Origin of the sequence: Bradyrhizobium sp. SZCCHNS1022 (assembly GCF_032484835.1) — a bacterium.
Lineage (GTDB): Bacteria > Pseudomonadota > Alphaproteobacteria > Rhizobiales > Xanthobacteraceae > Bradyrhizobium.
In genome coordinates this window covers 707,271-725,373 of record NZ_JAUETT010000001.1, presented here as the reverse complement: position 1 = coordinate 725,373, position 18,103 = coordinate 707,271, and the positions used below count along the sequence as shown (strand labels likewise).

The 18,103-nt window shown below is 63.8% G+C and carries 18 protein-coding genes and 1 tRNA gene; 13 read left to right on the top strand and 6 right to left on the bottom strand.

Annotation, left to right across the window (positions count from 1 at the left end; all coding sequences use genetic code 11):
- The first annotated feature begins 17 nt into the window (after window positions 1-17).
- The 4 genes from QX071_RS03240 to panE all read left to right on the top strand — a co-directional run bounded on the left by QX071_RS03240 (window position 18) and on the right by panE (window position 3,996).
- The gene (locus QX071_RS03240) at window positions 18-1,382 is read left to right on the top strand and encodes an MATE family efflux transporter (protein ID WP_315702302.1); all 1,365 of its coding nucleotides are present in this window, start codon (window positions 18-20) and stop codon (window positions 1,380-1,382) included.
- A 105-nt stretch (window positions 1,383-1,487) separates the two neighbouring features.
- A complete protein-coding gene (locus tag QX071_RS03235; protein ID WP_315702303.1) occupies window positions 1,488-2,096 on the top strand; it encodes a 2-hydroxychromene-2-carboxylate isomerase in 609 nt (202 codons plus the stop codon).
- A 130-nt stretch (window positions 2,097-2,226) separates the two neighbouring features.
- Window positions 2,227-2,964, top strand: coding sequence for an SDR family oxidoreductase (locus tag QX071_RS03230; RefSeq protein ID WP_315702304.1), 738 nt, complete (start codon window positions 2,227-2,229; stop codon window positions 2,962-2,964).
- A gap of 111 nt (window positions 2,965-3,075) precedes the next feature.
- Window positions 3,076-3,996, top strand: a complete 921-nt coding sequence (gene panE / locus QX071_RS03225; protein ID WP_315702305.1) for a 2-dehydropantoate 2-reductase — start codon at window positions 3,076-3,078, stop codon at window positions 3,994-3,996.
- Between the two features lie 58 nt (window positions 3,997-4,054).
- Here panE and QX071_RS03220 read toward each other — a convergent pair whose 3' ends face one another.
- Together QX071_RS03220 and QX071_RS03215 are read right to left on the bottom strand one after the other, a co-directional pair.
- Window positions 4,055-4,642 carry a c-type cytochrome gene (locus tag QX071_RS03220; protein WP_315702306.1) on the bottom strand — a complete coding sequence of 196 codons (588 nt, stop codon included), beginning with the start codon at window positions 4,640-4,642 and terminating at the stop codon, window positions 4,055-4,057.
- Window positions 4,643-4,823: 181 nt separating this feature from the next.
- A complete protein-coding gene (locus tag QX071_RS03215) occupies window positions 4,824-6,098 on the bottom strand; it encodes a PQQ-dependent sugar dehydrogenase (protein ID WP_315702307.1) in 1,275 nt (424 codons plus the stop codon).
- Between the two features lie 417 nt (window positions 6,099-6,515).
- Here QX071_RS03215 and QX071_RS03210 point away from each other — a divergent pair, with 417 nt between their 5' ends.
- The 5 genes from QX071_RS03210 (at window position 6,516) to pncB (ending at window position 11,926) form a co-directional block, all read left to right on the top strand.
- Window positions 6,516-7,298, top strand: a complete 783-nt coding sequence (locus QX071_RS03210; RefSeq protein WP_315702308.1) for an ABC transporter ATP-binding protein — start codon at window positions 6,516-6,518, stop codon at window positions 7,296-7,298.
- Window positions 7,295-8,146, top strand: a complete 852-nt coding sequence (locus QX071_RS03205; RefSeq protein ID WP_315702309.1) for an ABC transporter permease — start codon at window positions 7,295-7,297, stop codon at window positions 8,144-8,146. Before QX071_RS03210 ends, QX071_RS03205 begins: the two co-directional genes overlap by 4 nt.
- 29 nt (window positions 8,147-8,175) lie before the next feature.
- The gene (locus tag QX071_RS03200; RefSeq protein WP_315702310.1) at window positions 8,176-9,144 is read left to right on the top strand and encodes an ABC transporter substrate-binding protein; all 969 of its coding nucleotides are present in this window, start codon (window positions 8,176-8,178) and stop codon (window positions 9,142-9,144) included.
- 71 nt (window positions 9,145-9,215) lie between these two features.
- The gene (locus QX071_RS03195) at window positions 9,216-10,559 is read left to right on the top strand and encodes an amidase (RefSeq protein WP_315702311.1); all 1,344 of its coding nucleotides are present in this window, start codon (window positions 9,216-9,218) and stop codon (window positions 10,557-10,559) included.
- 62 nt (window positions 10,560-10,621) lie between these two features.
- Complete coding sequence (gene pncB, locus QX071_RS03190; RefSeq protein WP_315702312.1) at window positions 10,622-11,926, top strand: nicotinate phosphoribosyltransferase; 1,305 nt, start codon at window positions 10,622-10,624, stop codon at window positions 11,924-11,926.
- 328 nt (window positions 11,927-12,254) lie between these two features.
- On the opposite strand, the gene QX071_RS03185 is transcribed toward pncB, so the two are convergent.
- Window positions 12,255-12,329: transfer RNA gene (locus tag QX071_RS03185), tRNA-Gly, on the bottom strand.
- Window positions 12,330-12,609: 280 nt separating this feature from the next.
- On the opposite strand from QX071_RS03185, the gene QX071_RS03180 reads away from it, so the two are divergent.
- A complete protein-coding gene (locus QX071_RS03180) occupies window positions 12,610-13,527 on the top strand; it encodes a co-chaperone YbbN (RefSeq protein ID WP_315702313.1) in 918 nt (305 codons plus the stop codon).
- 31 nt (window positions 13,528-13,558) lie between these two features.
- Complete coding sequence (locus QX071_RS03175; protein ID WP_315702314.1) at window positions 13,559-14,233, top strand: LON peptidase substrate-binding domain-containing protein; 675 nt, start codon at window positions 13,559-13,561, stop codon at window positions 14,231-14,233.
- Here the strand turns inward: QX071_RS03175 and QX071_RS03170 are convergent, their stop codons facing one another.
- Window positions 14,234-15,064, bottom strand: a complete 831-nt coding sequence (locus QX071_RS03170; RefSeq protein ID WP_315702315.1) for an FTR1 family protein — start codon at window positions 15,062-15,064, stop codon at window positions 14,234-14,236.
- Window positions 15,065-15,073: 9 nt separating this feature from the next.
- Window positions 15,074-15,418 (bottom strand): cupredoxin domain-containing protein, encoded by a 345-nt coding sequence (locus tag QX071_RS03165; protein ID WP_315702316.1) that lies wholly within the window; start codon window positions 15,416-15,418, stop codon window positions 15,074-15,076.
- Between the two features lie 234 nt (window positions 15,419-15,652).
- On the opposite strand from QX071_RS03165, the gene QX071_RS03160 reads away from it, so the two are divergent.
- Together QX071_RS03160 and QX071_RS03155 are read left to right on the top strand one after the other, a co-directional pair.
- The gene (locus QX071_RS03160; protein WP_315702317.1) at window positions 15,653-15,847 is read left to right on the top strand and encodes a Trm112 family protein; all 195 of its coding nucleotides are present in this window, start codon (window positions 15,653-15,655) and stop codon (window positions 15,845-15,847) included.
- A gap of 2 nt (window positions 15,848-15,849) precedes the next feature.
- Window positions 15,850-16,782: an alpha/beta hydrolase gene (locus tag QX071_RS03155; RefSeq protein ID WP_315702318.1), complete on the top strand. Its 933-nt coding sequence runs from the start codon at window positions 15,850-15,852 to the stop codon at window positions 16,780-16,782.
- Window positions 16,783-16,785: 3 nt separating this feature from the next.
- On the opposite strand, the gene QX071_RS03150 is transcribed toward QX071_RS03155, so the two are convergent.
- Entirely contained in the window at window positions 16,786-18,003 is a 1,218-nt protein-coding gene (locus tag QX071_RS03150) for a ubiquinone biosynthesis hydroxylase (RefSeq protein WP_315702319.1), read from the bottom strand.
- Window positions 18,004-18,103: the final 100 nt, after the last annotated feature.

The window sequence follows — 18,103 nt, the reverse complement described above, 5'->3', positions numbered from 1 at the left end:
CGCATTTTTGCTCTCACATGCAGGACGTCCTCGTGTCGACTTCTCCGTCGCTCCGAAAATCCTTTCTCGTCTTTCTCGCGCCGATGATGCTCAGCAACATCCTGCAGGCGTTGTTCGGCACCATCAACAATGTCTATCTCGGGCAGATGATCGGCGTCGACGCGCTTGCGGCGGTGTCGGTGTTCTTCCCCGCGATGTTCTTCTTCATCGCCTTTGTCCTTGGGCTGGCTTCCGGCGCTGGCGTGCTGATCGGGCAGGCCTGGGGAGCCGGCCAAACGGACAAGGTGAAGACCATTGCCGGCACGACGCTGAGCCTGACCTTGCTGATGGCAGCCTTCATCGCGGTGCTTGGCGGACTGTTCGCGCGGCCGCTCCTGGTCGCGCTCGCGACGCCTGCAAACATCCTCGATGCCGCTGTCACGTACGCGCGCATCATGATGATTGCGATGCCGTTGACGTTCACCTTCATTCTGATCACGGCGCTGATGCGCGGCGTCGGCGACACCGTGACGCCGCTGATCGCGCTCGCGGTCTCGACCGTCATCGGGCTCGCACTCACGCCGATGCTGATCCGCGGTACGTTCGGCCTGCCGCAGCTCGGTGTATCCAGCGCGGCCTGGGCATCTGCGATCTCAAGCTTGCTCACCCTGATCTGGCTGCACGCGCATTTGCGCCGGCGCAAGCATCCGCTCGCCTTCGATGCCGCGTTCCGGCGTGGGATGTCGATCGATCCGCTCCTGCTGCGCATTGTGCTGCGGCTCGGCATTCCCGCGGCCATCAACATGATCGTGATGTCGCTCGCCGAAATGGTGCTGCTGGGCCTCGTCAACAGTTTCGGCTCGGGCGCGACCGCGGCCTATGGTGCCGTCAACCAGGTACTGGCCTATGTGCAGTTCCCGGCGATCTCGATCGCGATCTCGGTCTCGATCTTCGGCGCGCAGGCGATCGGCCGCGGCAATGCCGGGCAGATCGGCCGCATCGTGCGAACCGGGCTCGAGATGAATCTCGTGCTGACCGGCGGGCTCGTGGCAATCGCCTACCTGTTCTCCCGCACGCTGATGGGCTTTTTCATCACGGAGCCGCCTGTGCTCGAACTCGCGCAGCGCTCGCTGCACATCGTGCTGTGGAGCTCGGTTGTGTTCGGCATGGCGACGGCGTTCTCGGCCGCCATGCGCGCCAGTGGCACGGTGTGGATGCCGCTGCTGATCTCGATGCTCTCGATTGCAGCCATCGAGGTCCCGTCGGCCGTCGCACTGAGCTCCCAGCTGGGCCTGGACGGCGTATGGCTCGCCTATCCCATCACGTTTTCGGCGATGTTCCTGCTGCAGATGAGCTTCTATCTCCTGGTCTGGCGGAAGCGCACGATCAGCCGTCTGGTCTGATCCGCCCGGAGATGGTCATCATGTATGATGACTATCATAAAATGCTGGACGCGGTTGCGAGGCTGGATCAAGATGGGCCAAAATCAAGGTCTGGGGAGATCGCCCATGAGCCGGCCCGCGCCGCAATTCCTGTTCGATTTCGGCAGTCCGAACGCCTATCTCAGCCACCTGGCCATCCCTGCCATCGAGCGGCGGATCGGCATGAAATTCGAATATGTGCCGGTGCTGCTGGGCGGCATCTTCAAGGCGACCAACAACAGATCGCCCGCTGAGGCGTTCGCCGGGATCAAGAACAAGCGCGAGTTCCACGAGCTGGAGACGCGGCGTTTCCTGAAACGCTTTCAGGTCGAGCCCTATGTTTGTAATCCGTTCTTTCCAGTCAACACGCTGAACCTGATGCGTGCGGCCATTGCCGCGCAGCTCGAAGGCGTGTTCGATCCCTATGTCGAGGCGGCGTTCTTCCATATGTGGCGCGAGCCGAAGAAGATGGATGATCCGGAGGTCGCGATTGCCGCGATCACCTCATCCGGGCTGGATGGCACAAAGTTGTTTGCGCGCGCCCAGGAGCCGCAGGTGAAAGCGAAGCTCGTCGAAAACACTCAGCAGGCCGTTGAGCGCGGCGCTTTCGGCTCGCCGACCTTCTTCGTCGGCGGCGAGATGTTCTTCGGCAAGGAGCAGCTGCGCGATGTCGAAGAGATGATTATGGCGAAGTAGCGCTGTCATCGCGGGTACGTCGGCATGGACGTCATTCCGGGGCATCGCGCAGCGATGAACCCGGAATCCCGAGATGAGGCGCGAGATTCCGGGTTCGCGCTGACGCGCCCCGGAATAACAGGAGATCGAAATGCAAAAGCGTAACGCCACCGTCGCGGTCGTCGGGGCCGGCGACTATATCGGCGCCGAGATCGTCAAGAAGTTCGCCTCCGAGGGCTTCACCGTGTTCGCGGGCCGCCGTAACGGCGAGAAGCTCGAACCGCTCATCAAGGAGGTCGAGGCCGCAGGCGGCACGATCTTCGGTCGCTCGCTCGATGCACGGAAGGAGGAGGAGACGACCGCCTTCCTCAACGACGCCGATAAGCACGCTCCGCTCGAGGTCGCGATTTTCAATGTCGGGGCCAACGTCAATTTCCCGATTCTGGAAACCACCGACCGCGTGTTCCGCAAAGTATGGGAAATGGCCTGCTGGGCCGGCTTCGTGACCGGCCGCGAGGCGGCGCGGCTGATGCTGCCGCGCGGACAAGGCAACATCTTCTTCACCGGGGCGACCGCTTCCCTGCGCGGCGGAGCCGGCTATGCGGCCTTTGCGTCCGCGAAGTTCGGTCTGCGTGCCGTGGCGCAATCGATGGCGCGCGAATTGATGCCGCAGAATATCCACGTCGCCCATCTCATCATCGATTCCGGGGTCGACACCGCTTGGGTGCGCGAGCGGCGGGCGCAGATTTGGGGTCAGGAGGCGCTCGACAACCCCGACCTCCTGATGCCGCCGGCGTCCGTCGCCGGTGCCTACTGGCAGCTCTACCAGCAGCCGAAGAGCGCTTGGACGTTCGAGCTGGAGATCCGGCCATTCGGCGAGAAGTGGTGAGTGGCGAATAGGGAGTAGCGAATGGCGAATGGAAGCCATCCCCATTCGCTACTCGCCATTGGCTGTCCGTCGCGGCAGTATCCGGCGCTCGCAAGAACAGGATAAGATCCCATGCGCATTCTCGTGGTCGGTGCCGGCGCGATCGGCGGCTATTTCGGCGGCCGCCTGTTGCAGGCCGGCTGCGACATCACCTTCCTGGTGCGACCGCGCCGTGCAGCCGAGCTCGCCTCGGCCGGTCTCGTGATCAGGAGCCCGGCCGGTGATGTCACGCTGCCCAATCCGGCGACCGTGCAAGCGGATACGTTGAAGCAGCATTTCGACGTCGTGCTGCTGAGCTGCAAGGCCTACGATCTCGATGACGCGATCGCGTCCTTTGCGCCCGCAGTTGGACCGCAGACTGCGATCATTCCGCTGCTCAACGGCATGCGCCATCTCGATGTGCTCGATGCGAGATTCGGACGCGACCACGTGCTCGGCGGGCTCTGCGCGATCGCCGCGACGTTGAACGAGAAGCGCGAGGTTGTGCAGCTGCAGCCGATGCAGTCGTTTGCTTTCGGCGAGCGTGCCGGCGGGATGTCCGACCGCGTCCGCGCCATCTTCGAGCTGTTCAAGCGCGGCAATTTCAATGCCGCCGCCAGCGAGCATATCCTGCAGGAGATGTGGGAGAAATGGGTGTTCCTGGCGTCGCTCGCTGCTTCGACCACGCTGATGCGCGCGCCTGTCGGGGTCATTCTCGCCGCGCCGGGCGGCAAGGAGTTTCTGCTCGGCATGCTCGATGAATGCAGCGCGGTGGCGGCCGCTGCCGGGTTTCCGCCCGCAGGGCCTTTTTTCCAGCGCGTCTCCGGCATGCTGACCACCGAGGGATCGCCGATGACGGCCTCGATGTTTCGCGATCTCAAGGCCGGCCTGCCGGTCGAGGCCGATCATGTGATCGGCGATCTCGTGGCCCGCGCAGACGCTGCGAAAGTCCCGGTGCCGAAGCTGCGCATCGCCTATACACAGCTGAAGGTGTACGAGGCGCAGCGAGGATAGCTCAGCAGGCTTTGCGTCCCTGCGGGGTGCGCCTGCACGGGGCGACATCCCCGTGCTGCTACAAATGCGCGAGATAGTGCGCCAGCGCTTCGATCTCTTCGCCGCTTAGAGGGTAGGCAACGTCGGTCATCGCGGCCTGACTGCCGCCGACGCGCAGACCGCTCTTGTAGTCATGTAGCGCCTTGACGAGATATTCTTCGCGCTGGCCAGCAAGCCGCGCCACGCCCTTGGTTCCGGCATAGCTGTCGGTATGGCATGAGGCGCAGCGGCGGCCCGCAGCCGCCTGTGCACCTTTTTGCGATAGGTCGGGATTGTCATCCGGCGGCGCCTTTGGCGGCGTCAGCGAGGCGAAATAAGCGCCGAGATTGCGGATGTCCTCGTTGTTGAGTTGTTCGATGATCGGCTGCATCGCCTCGTTCTTGCGCGTGCCGGCGCGAAAGAACACCAGCTGCCATTGGATGAACTGGTCCTGCTGGCCCGCGAGCGAAGGGATGTTCTCGGTCTGTGAAATGCCGTTCTCGCCGTGGCAGCCGACGCAGAGCTCGGCCTTGGCCTTGCCGGCGGCGATGTCAGCGGCATGTGTGACGGAGTAGTCGGCTAGCAGGGCCGCCGTGACGAGCACGGCTTCGATCAGAGCCTTTCGCATATCCTTCCCCTCCACGCGTCAGCCCGGAAGCTTGTTTCCAGCTCTATCCGGGATGTCCCGGCAACGGGCGACGGCAGTCTTTGTTTGTGTGATGGGCCGCCCGCACCGACGGCCGTGTACCGTTCAAAACAAAGGCTGCGGCCGCCATAAGGCAGCCGCAGCCCCCAAATCTCTCAGATGATCACTTCTTCTCGTAGCTGATGCGGTAGATGGCGCCGGCCCAGTCGTCCGCCACCAGGATCGAGCCGTCCTTGGCAAGGACGATGTCGTCGGGACGGCCGAGATAGCCCTGATCACCTTCGATCCAGCCCGAGGCGAACACCTCCTGCTTAGCATTCTTGCCGTCAGGATCTGCGGTCACGCGCATGATCCGTGCGCCCTGATACTTGTGGCGGTTCCAGGAGCCGTGCTCGGCGATCAGGATGTTGTTCTTGTATTCGGCCGGGAACTGGTCGCCGGTGTAGAACTTCATCCCGAGCGGGGCGACGTGACTGCCGAGTTTGAGCACGGGCGGCGTGAACTCGGAGCATTGGTGGCCCATCGCGAACTTCGGATCCGGCAAGTCACCCTGGTGGCAATAGGGATAGCCAAAATGCTCGCCGATCTTGGCGATCATGTTGAGCTTGTCGCTCGGCAGATCATCGCTGATCCAGTCCCGCGCATTCTCGGTGAACCAGTATTTGCCGGTGCGCGGGTCGACGTCGCCGCCGACGCTGTTGCGCACGCCGAGCGCCCAGATCTCTGCATTGCCGGTGCGCGGATCGACACGGCGGATCTGCGCCACGCTGGTCGGTGGAATGCCGATGTTGAAGGGCGGGCCGAACGGGATGTAGAACCAGCCATCCTTGTCGACCGCAATATACTTCCAGCCATGCGCGGCATAGGACGGCATGTCGTCATAGACGACCTTGCCCTGGCCGAGATTGTCGAGATTGGCTTCGGCATTCTCGTATTTGACCAGCTTGTTGACCTCGACGACGTAGAGCGCGCCGTCCTGGAAGGCGACGCCGGTCGGCATGTTCAGTCCCTTCAGGACCGTCTTGACCTCGCGCTTTCCGCCCTTGTCGGTGATTGCGTAGACGTTGCCGAGCCCGAACGAGCCGACGAACAAGGTGCCCTTGTCGCCCCAGGCCATCTGGCGCGCCGCCAGCACGCCGGGTGCCCACACCTCGATCTTGAAGCCGTCCGGCAGCTTGATCTTCTTCACGATGTCGGCGAGTTCTGCCTCCGAGGCGCCGGTCGGCGGCCCGGATGGCGGCGCCAACCCCTTCTGTGCCTCGGTTTCATCGCCAAGGAACCAGTCATCCGGCGGATGCGTCCAGAATTCCTTGTTGCCGGACTCGTATTTCTTGAGCGGCCGGGCGGCGTCCGACTGCTGCGCGTAGCTCAGGCTGGTTCCGGCCAGAAGGCCGAAGGTCGCAAGCGCAAGAATGCTCCGGTGGAAAGCCGATGTCATCGCTTCACTCCCATCAGGCAGCTTCGATGCTGCCGCCATCATTTTTCGAAACGTGTCTTGAGACGTTCGTTGGTCCGCCAACTCAGTGGATCGGACAAAAAATGTTAGCACATCTTCCACGACTGAAAAGCGACCAGCGCCCGCTGGCCGGTGCTCGTCCGTGAAAATTCACGTGGGCCGGCTTGGGCGCGTATCAAGCGGCTGGGTTGCCTCGCGATGCAACAAACCTCGGATGCGGACGCAATGCCGCATCGCGATCACGTGGCGCTCACGAAACCCGTGGGCTCAGGTTTGGCCGTTATGCCCAAAGACACGCCATGCACCGCGAAACGTCGAGGCACGGTGTGCCCGGAAACGGGCTGAACCATGGAAACTCCGAGGATTCGGGCTTGGCATGCAAGTTGCGTCAGCTGCGGCATGTCCAAGCCCGAAACCCAGCTGAGCGTCCGCGGCGTCAGCAAATCCTTCCATGGCAAGCACGGCGAAGTCCGCGTGCTCGACGATTTGTCCTTTGACATCCACCAACGCGATTTCGTCAGCATCATCGGTCCATCCGGCTGCGGCAAGACGACGATCTTCAATATCATCGCCGGCCTGATCGAGGCCGATGCCGGCACCATGCATTATCGCGGCGCGCAGATCGGAAGCCTGCGCGGTCGCATCGGCTACATGATGCAAAAGGACCTCTTGTTTCCGTGGCGTACGGTGCTCGGCAACGTGCTGCTGGGCCTGGAGACTCGCGGTGTCATGCGCGACGCAGCGGAGACCAAGGCGCGGCAATATCTGAAGGACTTCGGCCTCGCCGGTTTTGAGAACGTCTATCCCAAGACGTTGTCGGGCGGTATGCGGCAGCGCGTGGCCTTGATCCGCACCCTGATCATGGATCCGGACATCCTGCTGCTCGACGAGCCGTTCTCGGCGCTCGATTACCAGACGAGGCTGTATCTCGAGGGCGTGCTGAAGGAGGCCGTCGAGACCTACCACAAGACCGTCATCCTGGTGACTCACGATATCGACGAGGCGGTGGCGCTGTCGAAGCGGGTGGTGGTGCTGAGTGGCCGGCCGGCGCGGGTGAAGGTCGTGCACGACATCGACATCGCGGCGCATTCACCGATTGCGGCGCGCGCCGATAGCCGCTTCTCCGGCTATTTCCATCAGCTCTGCGCCGAGCTCGACATCCAGACCGAGAAGACAGCGTGACCCTGACCCTCCCCAGCGCACCTTCGGCGACGAAATCGCGCGCGCGTATGCGACGCCGCAAGACTTTCGACACGATGCTCGGCCGCGCCGTCCTGCAGGCGTTGGCGGTGATTGCCTTCTTCGTGCTGTGGGAGCTTGGCGTTCGGCTCGGCCTCGTATCGGCATTCCTGGTCGGCTCGCCGCTTGGCATTTTCCAGAACGCCTTCCGCATGCTCGCCAGCGGAGACCTGATTTCCGATACCTGGACCACGCTGTTCGAAGCGCTGCTCGGCTTCGTGATCGGGACGATCGTCGGCTCCCTGCTAGGGCTGGCGCTGTGGTACTCCGTGTTCGTTGCCCGCCTGGTGGAGCCCTTCATCGTCGCCATCAACAGCGTGCCCAAGATCGCGTTGGCTCCGATCGTGGTGCTGTGGTTTGGAACCGGGCTCGTCTCGAAGGTCGCCTTGTCGGTGTCGCTGACCGCCATCGTCGCGCTGATCGCGGCCTATCAGGCCGCCAAGGATGCCGATCCCGACCTGCAGTCCCTGCTGATCTCGATGGGCGCCGACAAGCACCAGGTGTTTTTCAAGGCGGTGGCGCCGTCAACGTTGCCTTCCATCATCGCGACCTTCCGCATCAATATCGGCTTCGGCTTGGTCGGGGCCGTCGTTGGGGAATTCATCTCATCCCAGCGCGGGCTCGGTCACCTGATCTACACGGCTTCCAGCCTCTACGACCTCAACACGGTGTGGGTCGGCCTGTTCACGCTGATGATCGTGGGCTTTCTCCTTTACTACGTCATCGACATGATCGAGCGCACCAGCCTGCCGTGGAAGCAGGCCAGTGCGACGCAGCAGGTTCAGGTTTGATTTCCATGAGAAACGAACGGAGTATTTCGATGTCATTGCTGACGCGTGCCGCCAAGGCGGCTGCGCTGATCTCGCTGCTGCTTGCTTCGCCGGCACTCGCCGAGAACAAGAAGGTGACGCTGAGCCAGGCGTTCCAGTCGATGCTATACTTGCCGCTCTATGTCGCGATCGACGAAGGTTTCTTCACCCAGCAGGGCCTGGATCTGACCAAGGAGACCGCCGGCGCGCCGACCGTGGCGTTGTCCGCCGTGATCTCCGGCAGCGCGCAATTCTCGATCCACGGGCCGGAATGGACCGCGATCGCAGCCTCCAAGGGAGCGCCGGTCGGCATCATCGCCAACGTCGTCAACGGCGCCGCCGTGTGGATCGCGACCGCGCCGGATTTCAAGTTCGATGGCATCAAGGACGTCAAGGGCCAGAAGGTCGTCACCGGGTTGATGCCGACCACCTCGACCTCGCTCTTCATGAAGCTGTTGAAGGAGAACGGCATGGATCCCAAGACCGACGTCGACCTGATCCAGGTCGCGATCGGCAGCGAACCCGGGCCGTTCGTCGCCAAGCAGGCCAATGTGGCCGTGATGTATGAGCCGGGGCTGGACCAGGCGGTCGCGAAAGGCATGAAGGTGGTGTTCGGCTTTCCCAAAGCCTATGGCGCCTACGCCTTCTCGGCGGTGACTGCGCGCAACGACGTCGATCCCGATACGGCGCAGCGCGTCGTCAATGCGATGGAAATGGCGATGCGCTTCATGGCCAAGAACGAGGCTAAGACGGTTGAGATCGCCAAGAAGGAATTTCCGTCGCTCGAGCCGGCGGTGGTGGAAGCCGCGGTCAAGCGCATGTTGGCGGACGGCGTCTATCCGCCGAGTGTCGATATCACGCCGGACGCGCTGAAGGTCGCGATGGATACCCAGATTGCGCTCGGCAATCTGGCCAATCAGCCTGACTATAAGAGCTTTGTGGTGCGGAAGTACATCGAGCCCGCTCTGTCGATGAAGTAAGTAGCCTTTCTTGGCTGCGCGTCTCGGGATGCGTTATGCTGCGCTGTCTCGAATGTCCGTGGGAAATTGCCATGACCGAACAACGCGCCTTGCCTGCCCCGAAAGCCGGCGCAGGCGTCCTTGATCTGTTGCGTCAGTTCAGAGCCGATCCATCCGCGTCAGAGACCTATGCGGCCGATTGCCTGGCGCGGACAAAGCTGATCGAGCCGCGCCTGAAGGCGTTCGAATATCTGGCGAGGGACGTTGCGCCGCATCGTGGGCCGCTGGCCGGCATTCCGGTTGCGATCAAGGATATCATTGCCACGCACGACATGCCGACCACCAATGGCTCGCCGATCTACCGGGACCACGTTCCCGCGGCGGACGCCTGGGTGGTCGAGCGTTTGCGCAATCTCGGCGCGACGATCTTCGGCAAGACGGTTTCGACCGAATTCGCCTGGCGCCATCCGGGTCCCACGGTGAACCCCTGGAATGTCGCGCACACGCCGGGCGGCTCCTCGTCCGGCTCGGCGGCGGCAGTGGCGGCCGGCCTCGTGCCGCTGGCGCTGGGCTCGCAGACGCTCGGCTCGGTGATCCGTCCCGCCGCCTTCAATGGCGTGGTCGGCTTCAAGCCGAGCTTCGGTGCGATTCCGCGCGTCGGTGTGCACCCCTTGAGCCCGTCGCTCGATCATGTCGGTTTCTTCGCGCGCAGGGTCGATGACGTCGCGCTCGCACTTTCGTTGCTCGCCGGCACGAACGATGGCGACATTCACGGTCGGCCGCTGCCGTCCTTCGAAATCGATATCGACGAGGGCGTCATCGCGATGGACAAGCCGCGGCTCGCCATTGTGCGCTTCGCCAAATGGGAGCGCGCCGAGCCGGAGCAGCAGGCGCTGTTCGGCGCGGTCATCGACAAGCTGCGTAGCGCGGGCGCCGTGCTGGAGGTGCTCGAACTGTCCGCCCTCGACGCCGTGAATTGGACCGCGATCAACACCATCATGCTGAGCGAGGCCACGGTCATCTTTTCGGATCTGATCGCGCGTTATCCCGATCGCGTCAGCGACGTCTTGAAATCCCATGTCGAGTCCGGGAAAGGGAAATCCGCGATGGACTACCTGATCGCGAAAGCAGTCCAGGAGGAGCGGCGCGCGGCGTTGGACACCGAGTTGGAGGGCTTCGATGCCGTGTTGACGCTGCCCGCTTTCGGCGAGGCCCCGCAGGGCCTGCATTGGACCGGCGATGCCGAATATTGCGCCCCCTGGACCTTCCTTGGTGCGCCGGCCGTGTCGCTGCCCGCCGGCTTCGGCCGGAACGGCCTGCCGCTTGGCATTCAGATCGCCGGCCGTTACCGCGAGGATGTCCGTGTCCTTCGCGCTGCAAAATGGGTCGAATCAGCCCTCGCCTTCGATCCGGGCCTGCCGCCGATCCTGGATTAGCGCAGCAGCCCCTGCGACAAACCCCATTGGCTGCGGCAGGGCCGGCGCGCTAAAACGCCATAATGACCGTAACCGACATCGCGAGCAGGACCTACAATCACAATTGGCGCCTCGACCCGATCGTGCGCAGCCTGCTCGATACCGATTTTTACAAGTTGTTGATGATGCAGATGATTCGGGAGTTCTACCCGAATCAGAAGGTGACCTTTTCCGTCATCAACCGCACCAAGCGGGTGCGGCTTGCCGACATCGTCGACGAGGGTGAGCTGCGCGCCCAGCTCGACCACGCCCGCACCATCCGGTTCACCAAGAAAGAGCTGATCTGGCTTGCCGGTAACACGTTCTACGGCAAGACCCACATGTTCGCGCCGGATTTCATCGCCTGGCTCGGGAGCTTCCGGCTGCCCGAATATGAGCTGCGCAAGGCGGAAGGCCAATACGAGCTGCATTTCCACGGCCCCTGGACCCACACCACGATGTGGGAGATCCCGGCGCTGGCGATCCTCAACGAGCTGCGGTCGCGGCAGGCGATGAAAGGGCAGGGGCGTTTCGCGCTTGATGTGCTGTTCGCGCGCGCCAAGGCGAAGCTGTGGACCAAGGTCGAGCGGCTGCGAAAAATCGAGGGCTTGCGGCTGTCCGATTTCGGTACTCGCCGCCGCCATGGCTTCCTGTGGCAGCGCTGGTGTGTCGAGGCCGTCAAGGAAGGTCTGGGCTCCTCCTTCACCGGCACCTCGAACGTTCTGCTCGCCATGGACAACGACCTCGAGGCGATCGGGACCAATGCGCACGAGCTGCCCATGGTCGCGGCGGCACTTGCGAAAGACGATGAGGAGCTGCGCTTTGCGCCCTATCGCATTCTCGATCAATGGCGGCAGACCTATGCCGGCAATCTCCTGATCGCGCTGCCCGACGCGTTCGGCAGCAAGGCTTTCATGCGCGACGCGCCGGATTGGGTCGCCGATTGGACCGGTTTCCGTCCCGATAGCGCGCCGCCGATCGAAGCCGGCGAGGAGATCATCGCCTGGTGGAAGGCGAAAGGCCGCGATCCCAGGCAAAAGCTGCTGGTGTTCTCGGATGCCATGGACGTCGAATCGATCGAAGCGATCCACCAGCGCTTTGCCGATCGGGTTCGGCTCTCCTTCGGCTGGGGCACCAACCTCACCAATGATTTTGTCGGCTGTTCGCCGGACGGCTCGGTCGATCTCGATCCGATCTCGCTGGTCTGCAAGGTCACGTCCGTTGACGGCCGGCCCGCCGTCAAACTCTCCGACAATCCGGAGAAGGCGACCGGCGATCCTGCCGAGATCGCCCGTTACCTGCGCGTGTTCGGCGATGCCGGCCGGGTCCGCATGCCGGTCTATGTATAGGTCGCGATAGCTCGGTGTGATTGCGCCAAGGCTGCATCATCCAACAATGTCACCGGACTTTGGATGTGGGCCGGCGCATGCGCGTTCGCTCACGCGATGGATGTATATGGTACAGGAGCTGTCGCGGTTTCATCGGCCCGCACGCCACGTGAAGGTCGCCGGGGATGCTTTCCGGTAGGCATGTCCGATGTCGCCCGATCGGCGGGCGATCCTCGCCATCAGCAAGGGCGGATCAGGAGGACGGCGGCTTCGCCAAGGCTCTTAAGGCCCGGAGAGGCACTGAGCGGACGTTTTTGATGGATAAAGCGCGATGGATCGCAGCGGGCTTTGGAGCGGGCGAAGGGGTTCGAACCCTCGACCCCGACCTTGGCAAGGTCGTGCTCTACCACTGAGCTACACCCGCATCCGTAATGTTGCGCCCAGTCGCGGCGGCAACGGGGAGACCTATGCCAAATGCCGCCGCGGAATGCAACAGGTCTGCGACACCTTTCGTCACCGTTTGGCGAAGGTCCCTGGCGCAAAATGGCCGAAAACAGTCGGAAAAGCCCGCTCCCGGCGGTATGAACGGGAACCGGTTGAAATTTCGCGGGTGACCGCCACTTAAAACAGACGAAACCGTGTATTGAGGCGCCGCGGCAGGCCGGTCTGGCCTGCGGCCATTCAGCATTTCAGACGAGGACCCCGTGACGATTGTAGAGCAGGGCGGCGCGACGCCGCAGGTGCCGGATCTGATCAAGGAGACCACCACTCAGACCTTCGTGAAGGATGTCATCGAGGAGTCGAAACGGCAGCCCGTGCTGATCGACTTCTGGGCGCCATGGTGCGGTCCCTGTCGGCAGCTGACCCCGATCCTTGAAAAGGCTGTCCGCGCCGCCAAGGGCAAGGTCAAGCTGGTCAAGATGAATATCGATGAGCATCCGGCGATCCCGGGGCAGATGGGCATTCAGTCGATCCCGGCCGTGATCGCGTTTGTCGGCGGCCGCCCGGCTGACGGATTCATGGGTGCCCTCCCCGAAGGCCAGGTCGCCGCCTTCATCGAGAAGCTCACCAAGGATGTGCCGGGAATCGGCGAACCCGATATTGCCGAGATCATCAAGGAAGCGGAGGCGGTTCTTGCCGAGGGCGATGCGGCTGCCGCGGCGCAAATCTATGCCGAAGCCTTGTCGGTCGATTCGACCAATATTCAGGCGCTGGCCGGATTGGCCAAGTGCTACGTCCAGACCGGAGCGATCGAGCAGGCCAAGCAGACGCTGGCGATGGTGCCGGAGTCCAAGCGCAACGATGCTGCAGTCTCCGCCGTGCAGGCGGCGATCGATCTGGCTGAGCAGGCCCAGTCGCTAGGGCCGATCGGCGAGCTCGAACAGAAGGTTGCTGCTGATCCGCTCGACCATCAGGCCCGCTTCGACCTCGCGACCGCGTTGAATGCCGCAGGCAAGCGCAAGGAAGCCACGGACCAGCTGCTCGAAATCGTCAAGCGCGACCGCAAATGGAACGATGACGGTGCGCGCAAGCAGCTGGTACAGTTCTTCGAGGCCTGGGGCGGTGCGGATGAGGCCACGGTCGAGGGCCGCAAGCGGCTGTCGACCATCCTGTTTTCGTAACGAAGGCGCAGCCGACCACACGGGGCAGCCCATGCCGATCAATGCGGAATATCGCGGTCCCGCCGAGCTGCCGGAAGTCATTCCCGTATTCCCGCTCGCCGGCGCGCTGCTGTTGCCGCGCGGCCAGATGCCGCTCAACATTTTCGAGCGACGGTATCTCGCCATGGTCGACGATGCGTTCCGCGACGGCCATCGCTTGATCGGCATGATCCAGCCGGACGTGACCCATTCGTCGAACGAAGCGGTGCCGGTGCTGTTCCAGGTCGGCTGCGTCGGTCGCATCACGCAAATGGCGGAAACCGGAGATGGCCGCTATATCCTCGAGCTCACCGGCGTCTCGCGCTTCAAGGTGGTCGAGGAAATGACCGTGCTGACGCCATACCGCCAATGCAAGGTGGACTACTTCCCATTCATCGATGATTTCACTGCGCGCAAGGGCGAGGACGAGGTCGGCCGCGAGGCGCTGCTTTCGGTACTGACCGACTTCCTGAAGGCGAACAATCTCAAGGCTGATTGGGAAGGAATCGAAGCGGCGCCGAACGAGGCGCTGGTGAATGCGTTGGCGATGATGTCGCCCTACGGACCGGCGGAGAAGCAGGCGATGCTGGAAGCGCCCGACCTTAAGACGCGCGCCGAGATCCTGATCGCCGTCACCGAGATGGACCTCGCCAAGAAGCGAACCTCAGGCGATCCTCCGCTGCAGTGATCATTCCGCCGCTACGACAGGCGCAGACGGAAGCGGAGCCGTCAGCCGCATCAGTATGAACGTCAGGACGATCACGCCGAGATAGACCGCGAGCTGCATCGCGGTCGGCTGATCGGTGTAGCCGATCAAGGTGTGCAAGGTCCGGCCAAGCGGGCTGTCCTCGGACAGAACCGAACTCGAATCCCACACGACCTGGTCGAGGCTCGTCAGCCAGCTGGCCCGTGCCAGGAAGGCGACCGCCTGCGCGGCCATGCCGGCGGCAAGCAGAGTGATCAGCACCGTCGTGGTGGCGAACAGCGCGCGCGGCGGAATCCGCATCAAGCCGAGATAGGTCGCAAGACACACGGCAACGCCCAGTCCCAAGCCGAGCACGCCACCGCCGAGTAGCGCCAACCCGGAATTGTCTCCGGACGCCGCGACACCATAGAGGAACAGAACGACCTCGCTGCCTTCGCGCAGCACGGCCACCGCGACCACCACCGCGAGCGCGAGCAGCGACTTGGATCCCTCTGCAACCGCCTGTCCGACCGCACGCAGGTCGTTGGCCATCTCGCGGCCGTGGCGCGCCATCCAGACATTGTGCCAGATCAGCATGACGACTGCGGTCGACAGGATGGCTGCGTTGAACAATTCCTGCCCCATGCCCTCGAACAGCTGCGACAGGGCACCTGCAAAAGCGGCCACGGTGCAGGCGCCCGCGAGGCCGGCAAGGAGGCCGCCGCCGATCCAGCGCAGCCGGTGCGGTACGGCGCTCGTTACTGCCAGCACGATGCCGACGATCAATCCGGCCTCGAACACTTCGCGGAAGACGATGATCAGCGCGGCGAGCATCTTCGTTTCCTATTGGACGTTGACCGTGCCGCGGGCCTTCTCGTTGAACTCGTCGAAGAACTCGTAGCGGCCGGGCTTCATGGCGCGCACCTTGAGGATGGCCTCGCTCTTGGCCGCGATCACCTTCTCGACCTTCAGCGTCTTGCTCTCGAACTCCATCGCCTTGGCTTCCATGTTCTTCACCCGGATGACGAACGGTTTGTCGGCCGGCGCGGCAGCCTCCTTCGGCTCGAACTGCCCATTGCTATAGGTGAGCTGAATCTGCACGTCTTGCGCCTTGACCGGCGCAAGTGCCAGGACGGTGCCGGCGGCTACGGTCGCAAAGACCAGTTTCGGTAAGCTCACAGTGAACATTGCTGGCCCTTTTTCAACAAAAACGCCCGGCACCGGGACGTAGCGGCGCAGCCAGCTAAACGCGGGACACTCTGGGCCGCAAAGAGAGCCATTCTAAACTGGAGCGATTCCATTTAGGCGGCGGTAGCTCTGCCCTGGAGATCGCCCGGCCTGTCCATGGCAAGCGTCGGCTGACGACAGCAGCCTCGCGGCTGTGATAGATACGGGGCAAACCAGCCTGAAGAGATTCTCCGCATGACACCGTCAGAGCGCCCCGAGACCACGGTCGATCCCAAGCTTCTGGAGATCCTGGTGTGCCCGATGACCAAGGGGCCGCTGGAATACGATGCGGCCAAGCAGGAGCTGATTTCGCGATCCGCCAAGCTCGCTTATCCGATCCGGGACGGCATTCCGATCATGCTGCCCGAAGAAGCGCGGAAGATCGACTGACCATGCGGCTTCGGGCCTGCCTCCCGGTGTTCGCGCTGCTCCTGGCCGCGACGCTGACGTCCATCGCCCGCGCCGAGGAGAGCAATGTCCGGGTCGGCGCGCTGGACGCGGTGCTGACGACGCCGGCCGGCGTCGAGCGGCCCCCGGTCGCGCTTTTGATCGCAGGCTCCGGTTCGACCGATCGCGACGGCAACGGTCCGCAGCTCAAGCCCGCGACGCTGAAGAAGCTCGCCGAGCAACTGGCTGCGCGCGGCATCGCCAGCCTGCGCTACGACAAGCGCGGGGCGCGGGGCTGGAAGCGGGAGTTCGGCAGGCCGGAGGATTTCCGCTTCAAGGATTATGTCGACGACGCGGCGTCGCTGGTGGCGTTCCTGCGCGGCAGGTTTGCCCGCGTCGTGCTGGTCGGCCACAGCGAGGGCGGCCTGGTCGCGATCCTGACCACACGCCGCGCGCCGGTCGACCGGCTGGTGCTGCTGGCGACGACGGCGCGGCGGCAGGGCGACCTCCTCAAGGCGCAGCTGGAGAGGAAGCTGCCGCCCGACAAGTTCGCCGAGGCCGCGAAAGCGATCGACAGCATCATGGCCGGGCAGGTCGTCGATCCGCCGCCCGCGGCGCTGCCGATTCCCCCCGCCATGCAGCCCAGCATCGCATCCGCGTTCACCGAGGATCCGATCGATCCGTTGAAGCAGATCATCATGCCCACGCTGATTGTCGGCGGTGGCCGCGATCTGCAACTCGCGCGGGTCGACCTGCTGGCGCTCTCGGCCGCCGCGCCGGCCGCCAAGACGCTGTGGCTGCCCGATATGAACCATGTGCTGGTCGACGTCACGGACGACGATGCCAATCTGAAATCCTATGGCGATCCCGATCTTCCGCTCGACCCAGACATGTTGGACGCCGTTGCCGCCTTCATCAGCGGTGCCGAGGCACGCTGAACCTCACAGCGCCTCGCCCTTCAGAAGCCGCGGAATCTCGCCGGTCAGCCCCGCGGCCTGACGGATGAACAGCTCCTTCAACGGCGGCGTGCGGTCGACCAGGCCAAGCCCGATGTCGCGCACGGTACGCAGCAGTGTCGATTTGTTGGAGAACAGGAAGTTGAGCGAGTTGGTGGCAAGCCCCATCGCCATCGTGTCGAAGCGCCGCCAGCGCTGGTAGCGCTCGAGCACGTCGATCTGGCCCGGATCGGCCCCGAGCCTGGCGGCATCGACCACGACTTCGGCGAGCGCTGCGACATCCTTCAGCCCCATATTGAGACCCTGGCCCGCGATCGGGTGGATCACATGGGCGGCGTCGCCGACCAGGGCGAGCCGCGGGGCGATGAAGGAGCGCGCCACGAAATAGGACAGCGGAAAGGCCCGCGGCTGATCCAGCACCTTGAGTTCGCCGAGATGCAGGCCGGCGCGCTTTTCCAGCTCGGCATGGAATTCATCCGCGCTCAGGGCGACAAGGCGTTGCGCCTCCGCGCGGGTCTCGGTCCACACCAGCGAGGAGCGCTTGCCGGTAAGCGGCAGAATCGCAAACGGCCCGGGGGGCAGGAAATGCTCTTCGGCGCGCCCCTCGTGATCGCGTTCATGGCCGACGGTGACGACGATGCCGGATTGGTTGTAGTCCCGGCCATGGGTGACGATGCCGGCGCGCTCGCGCAGCTTTGAGCGGGCGCCGTCGGCGGCGACCAGGAGGCCGGCCGCGATACGGCTGCCATCGGCGAGCGTCACCTCGATGCCGTCGGCCTGGGTCGCAAAATTCGTCACCGCGGTCGGCTTCAGCACGATGCCCGCAGCTTCCGCATGGGCCACCAGGGCGTCGATCAGATGCCGGTTCTCGACCATATGGGCGAAGGGTTCGCCGGGTTCGACCTGGCCGGCAAAGGTCAGGAAGGCGGGCCGGGTGGCGTCCTCGAGCCTGGAATCGGTAATCACCATGTCCAGGATCGGCTGTGCCTGCTCGGCCACATCGGCCCAGACCCCGATCGCGTCGAACAGCTTCCGACAGGCCGCCACGATGGCGCTGGCGCGGGGATCGCGGCTCGGCCGCGCCCCCAGTGCCGGGTCGGCCACGATCACCGGGACGTCCGGCCCGAGGCCCTGCCGCAGCGCCAAGGCCAGCGCCAAACCGGCAAAGGCGCCGCCGCCGATCACGATGCTCCGCTGTGTCATGCCAACCCGCTTACCCTTATGCTCTTGCGGCGGGAGTATAGCTGGGCGAAACAGGGCGGTGAACCATGCCGTCGCCAATTGTCGCGACCGATTGGTCTGA

What these genes read in the sequence shown, in the direction of transcription:
- QX071_RS03240 (WP_315702302.1), top strand. Translation starts at nt 18, where the DNA reads ATGCAGGACGTCCTCGTGTCGACTTCTCCGTCGCTCCGAAAATCCTTT.
- QX071_RS03150 (WP_315702319.1), bottom strand. Translation starts at nt 18,003, where the DNA reads ATGACACAGCGGAGCATCGTGATCGGCGGCGGCGCCTTTGCCGGTTTG.
- QX071_RS03220 (WP_315702306.1), bottom strand. Translation starts at nt 4,642, where the DNA reads ATGCGAAAGGCTCTGATCGAAGCCGTGCTCGTCACGGCGGCCCTGCTA.
- QX071_RS03230 (WP_315702304.1), top strand. Translation starts at nt 2,227, where the DNA reads ATGCAAAAGCGTAACGCCACCGTCGCGGTCGTCGGGGCCGGCGACTAT.
- QX071_RS03235 (WP_315702303.1), top strand. Translation starts at nt 1,488, where the DNA reads ATGAGCCGGCCCGCGCCGCAATTCCTGTTCGATTTCGGCAGTCCGAAC.
- QX071_RS03200 (WP_315702310.1), top strand. Translation starts at nt 8,176, where the DNA reads ATGTCATTGCTGACGCGTGCCGCCAAGGCGGCTGCGCTGATCTCGCTG.
- QX071_RS03175 (WP_315702314.1), top strand. Translation starts at nt 13,559, where the DNA reads ATGCCGATCAATGCGGAATATCGCGGTCCCGCCGAGCTGCCGGAAGTC.
- pncB (WP_315702312.1), top strand. Translation starts at nt 10,622, where the DNA reads ATGACCGTAACCGACATCGCGAGCAGGACCTACAATCACAATTGGCGC.
- panE (WP_315702305.1), top strand. Translation starts at nt 3,076, where the DNA reads ATGCGCATTCTCGTGGTCGGTGCCGGCGCGATCGGCGGCTATTTCGGC.
- QX071_RS03160 (WP_315702317.1), top strand. Translation starts at nt 15,653, where the DNA reads ATGACACCGTCAGAGCGCCCCGAGACCACGGTCGATCCCAAGCTTCTG.
- QX071_RS03215 (WP_315702307.1), bottom strand. Translation starts at nt 6,098, where the DNA reads ATGACATCGGCTTTCCACCGGAGCATTCTTGCGCTTGCGACCTTCGGC.
- QX071_RS03195 (WP_315702311.1), top strand. Translation starts at nt 9,216, where the DNA reads ATGACCGAACAACGCGCCTTGCCTGCCCCGAAAGCCGGCGCAGGCGTC.
- QX071_RS03155 (WP_315702318.1), top strand. Translation starts at nt 15,850, where the DNA reads ATGCGGCTTCGGGCCTGCCTCCCGGTGTTCGCGCTGCTCCTGGCCGCG.
- QX071_RS03210 (WP_315702308.1), top strand. Translation starts at nt 6,516, where the DNA reads ATGTCCAAGCCCGAAACCCAGCTGAGCGTCCGCGGCGTCAGCAAATCC.
- QX071_RS03165 (WP_315702316.1), bottom strand. Translation starts at nt 15,418, where the DNA reads ATGTTCACTGTGAGCTTACCGAAACTGGTCTTTGCGACCGTAGCCGCC.
- QX071_RS03170 (WP_315702315.1), bottom strand. Translation starts at nt 15,064, where the DNA reads ATGCTCGCCGCGCTGATCATCGTCTTCCGCGAAGTGTTCGAGGCCGGA.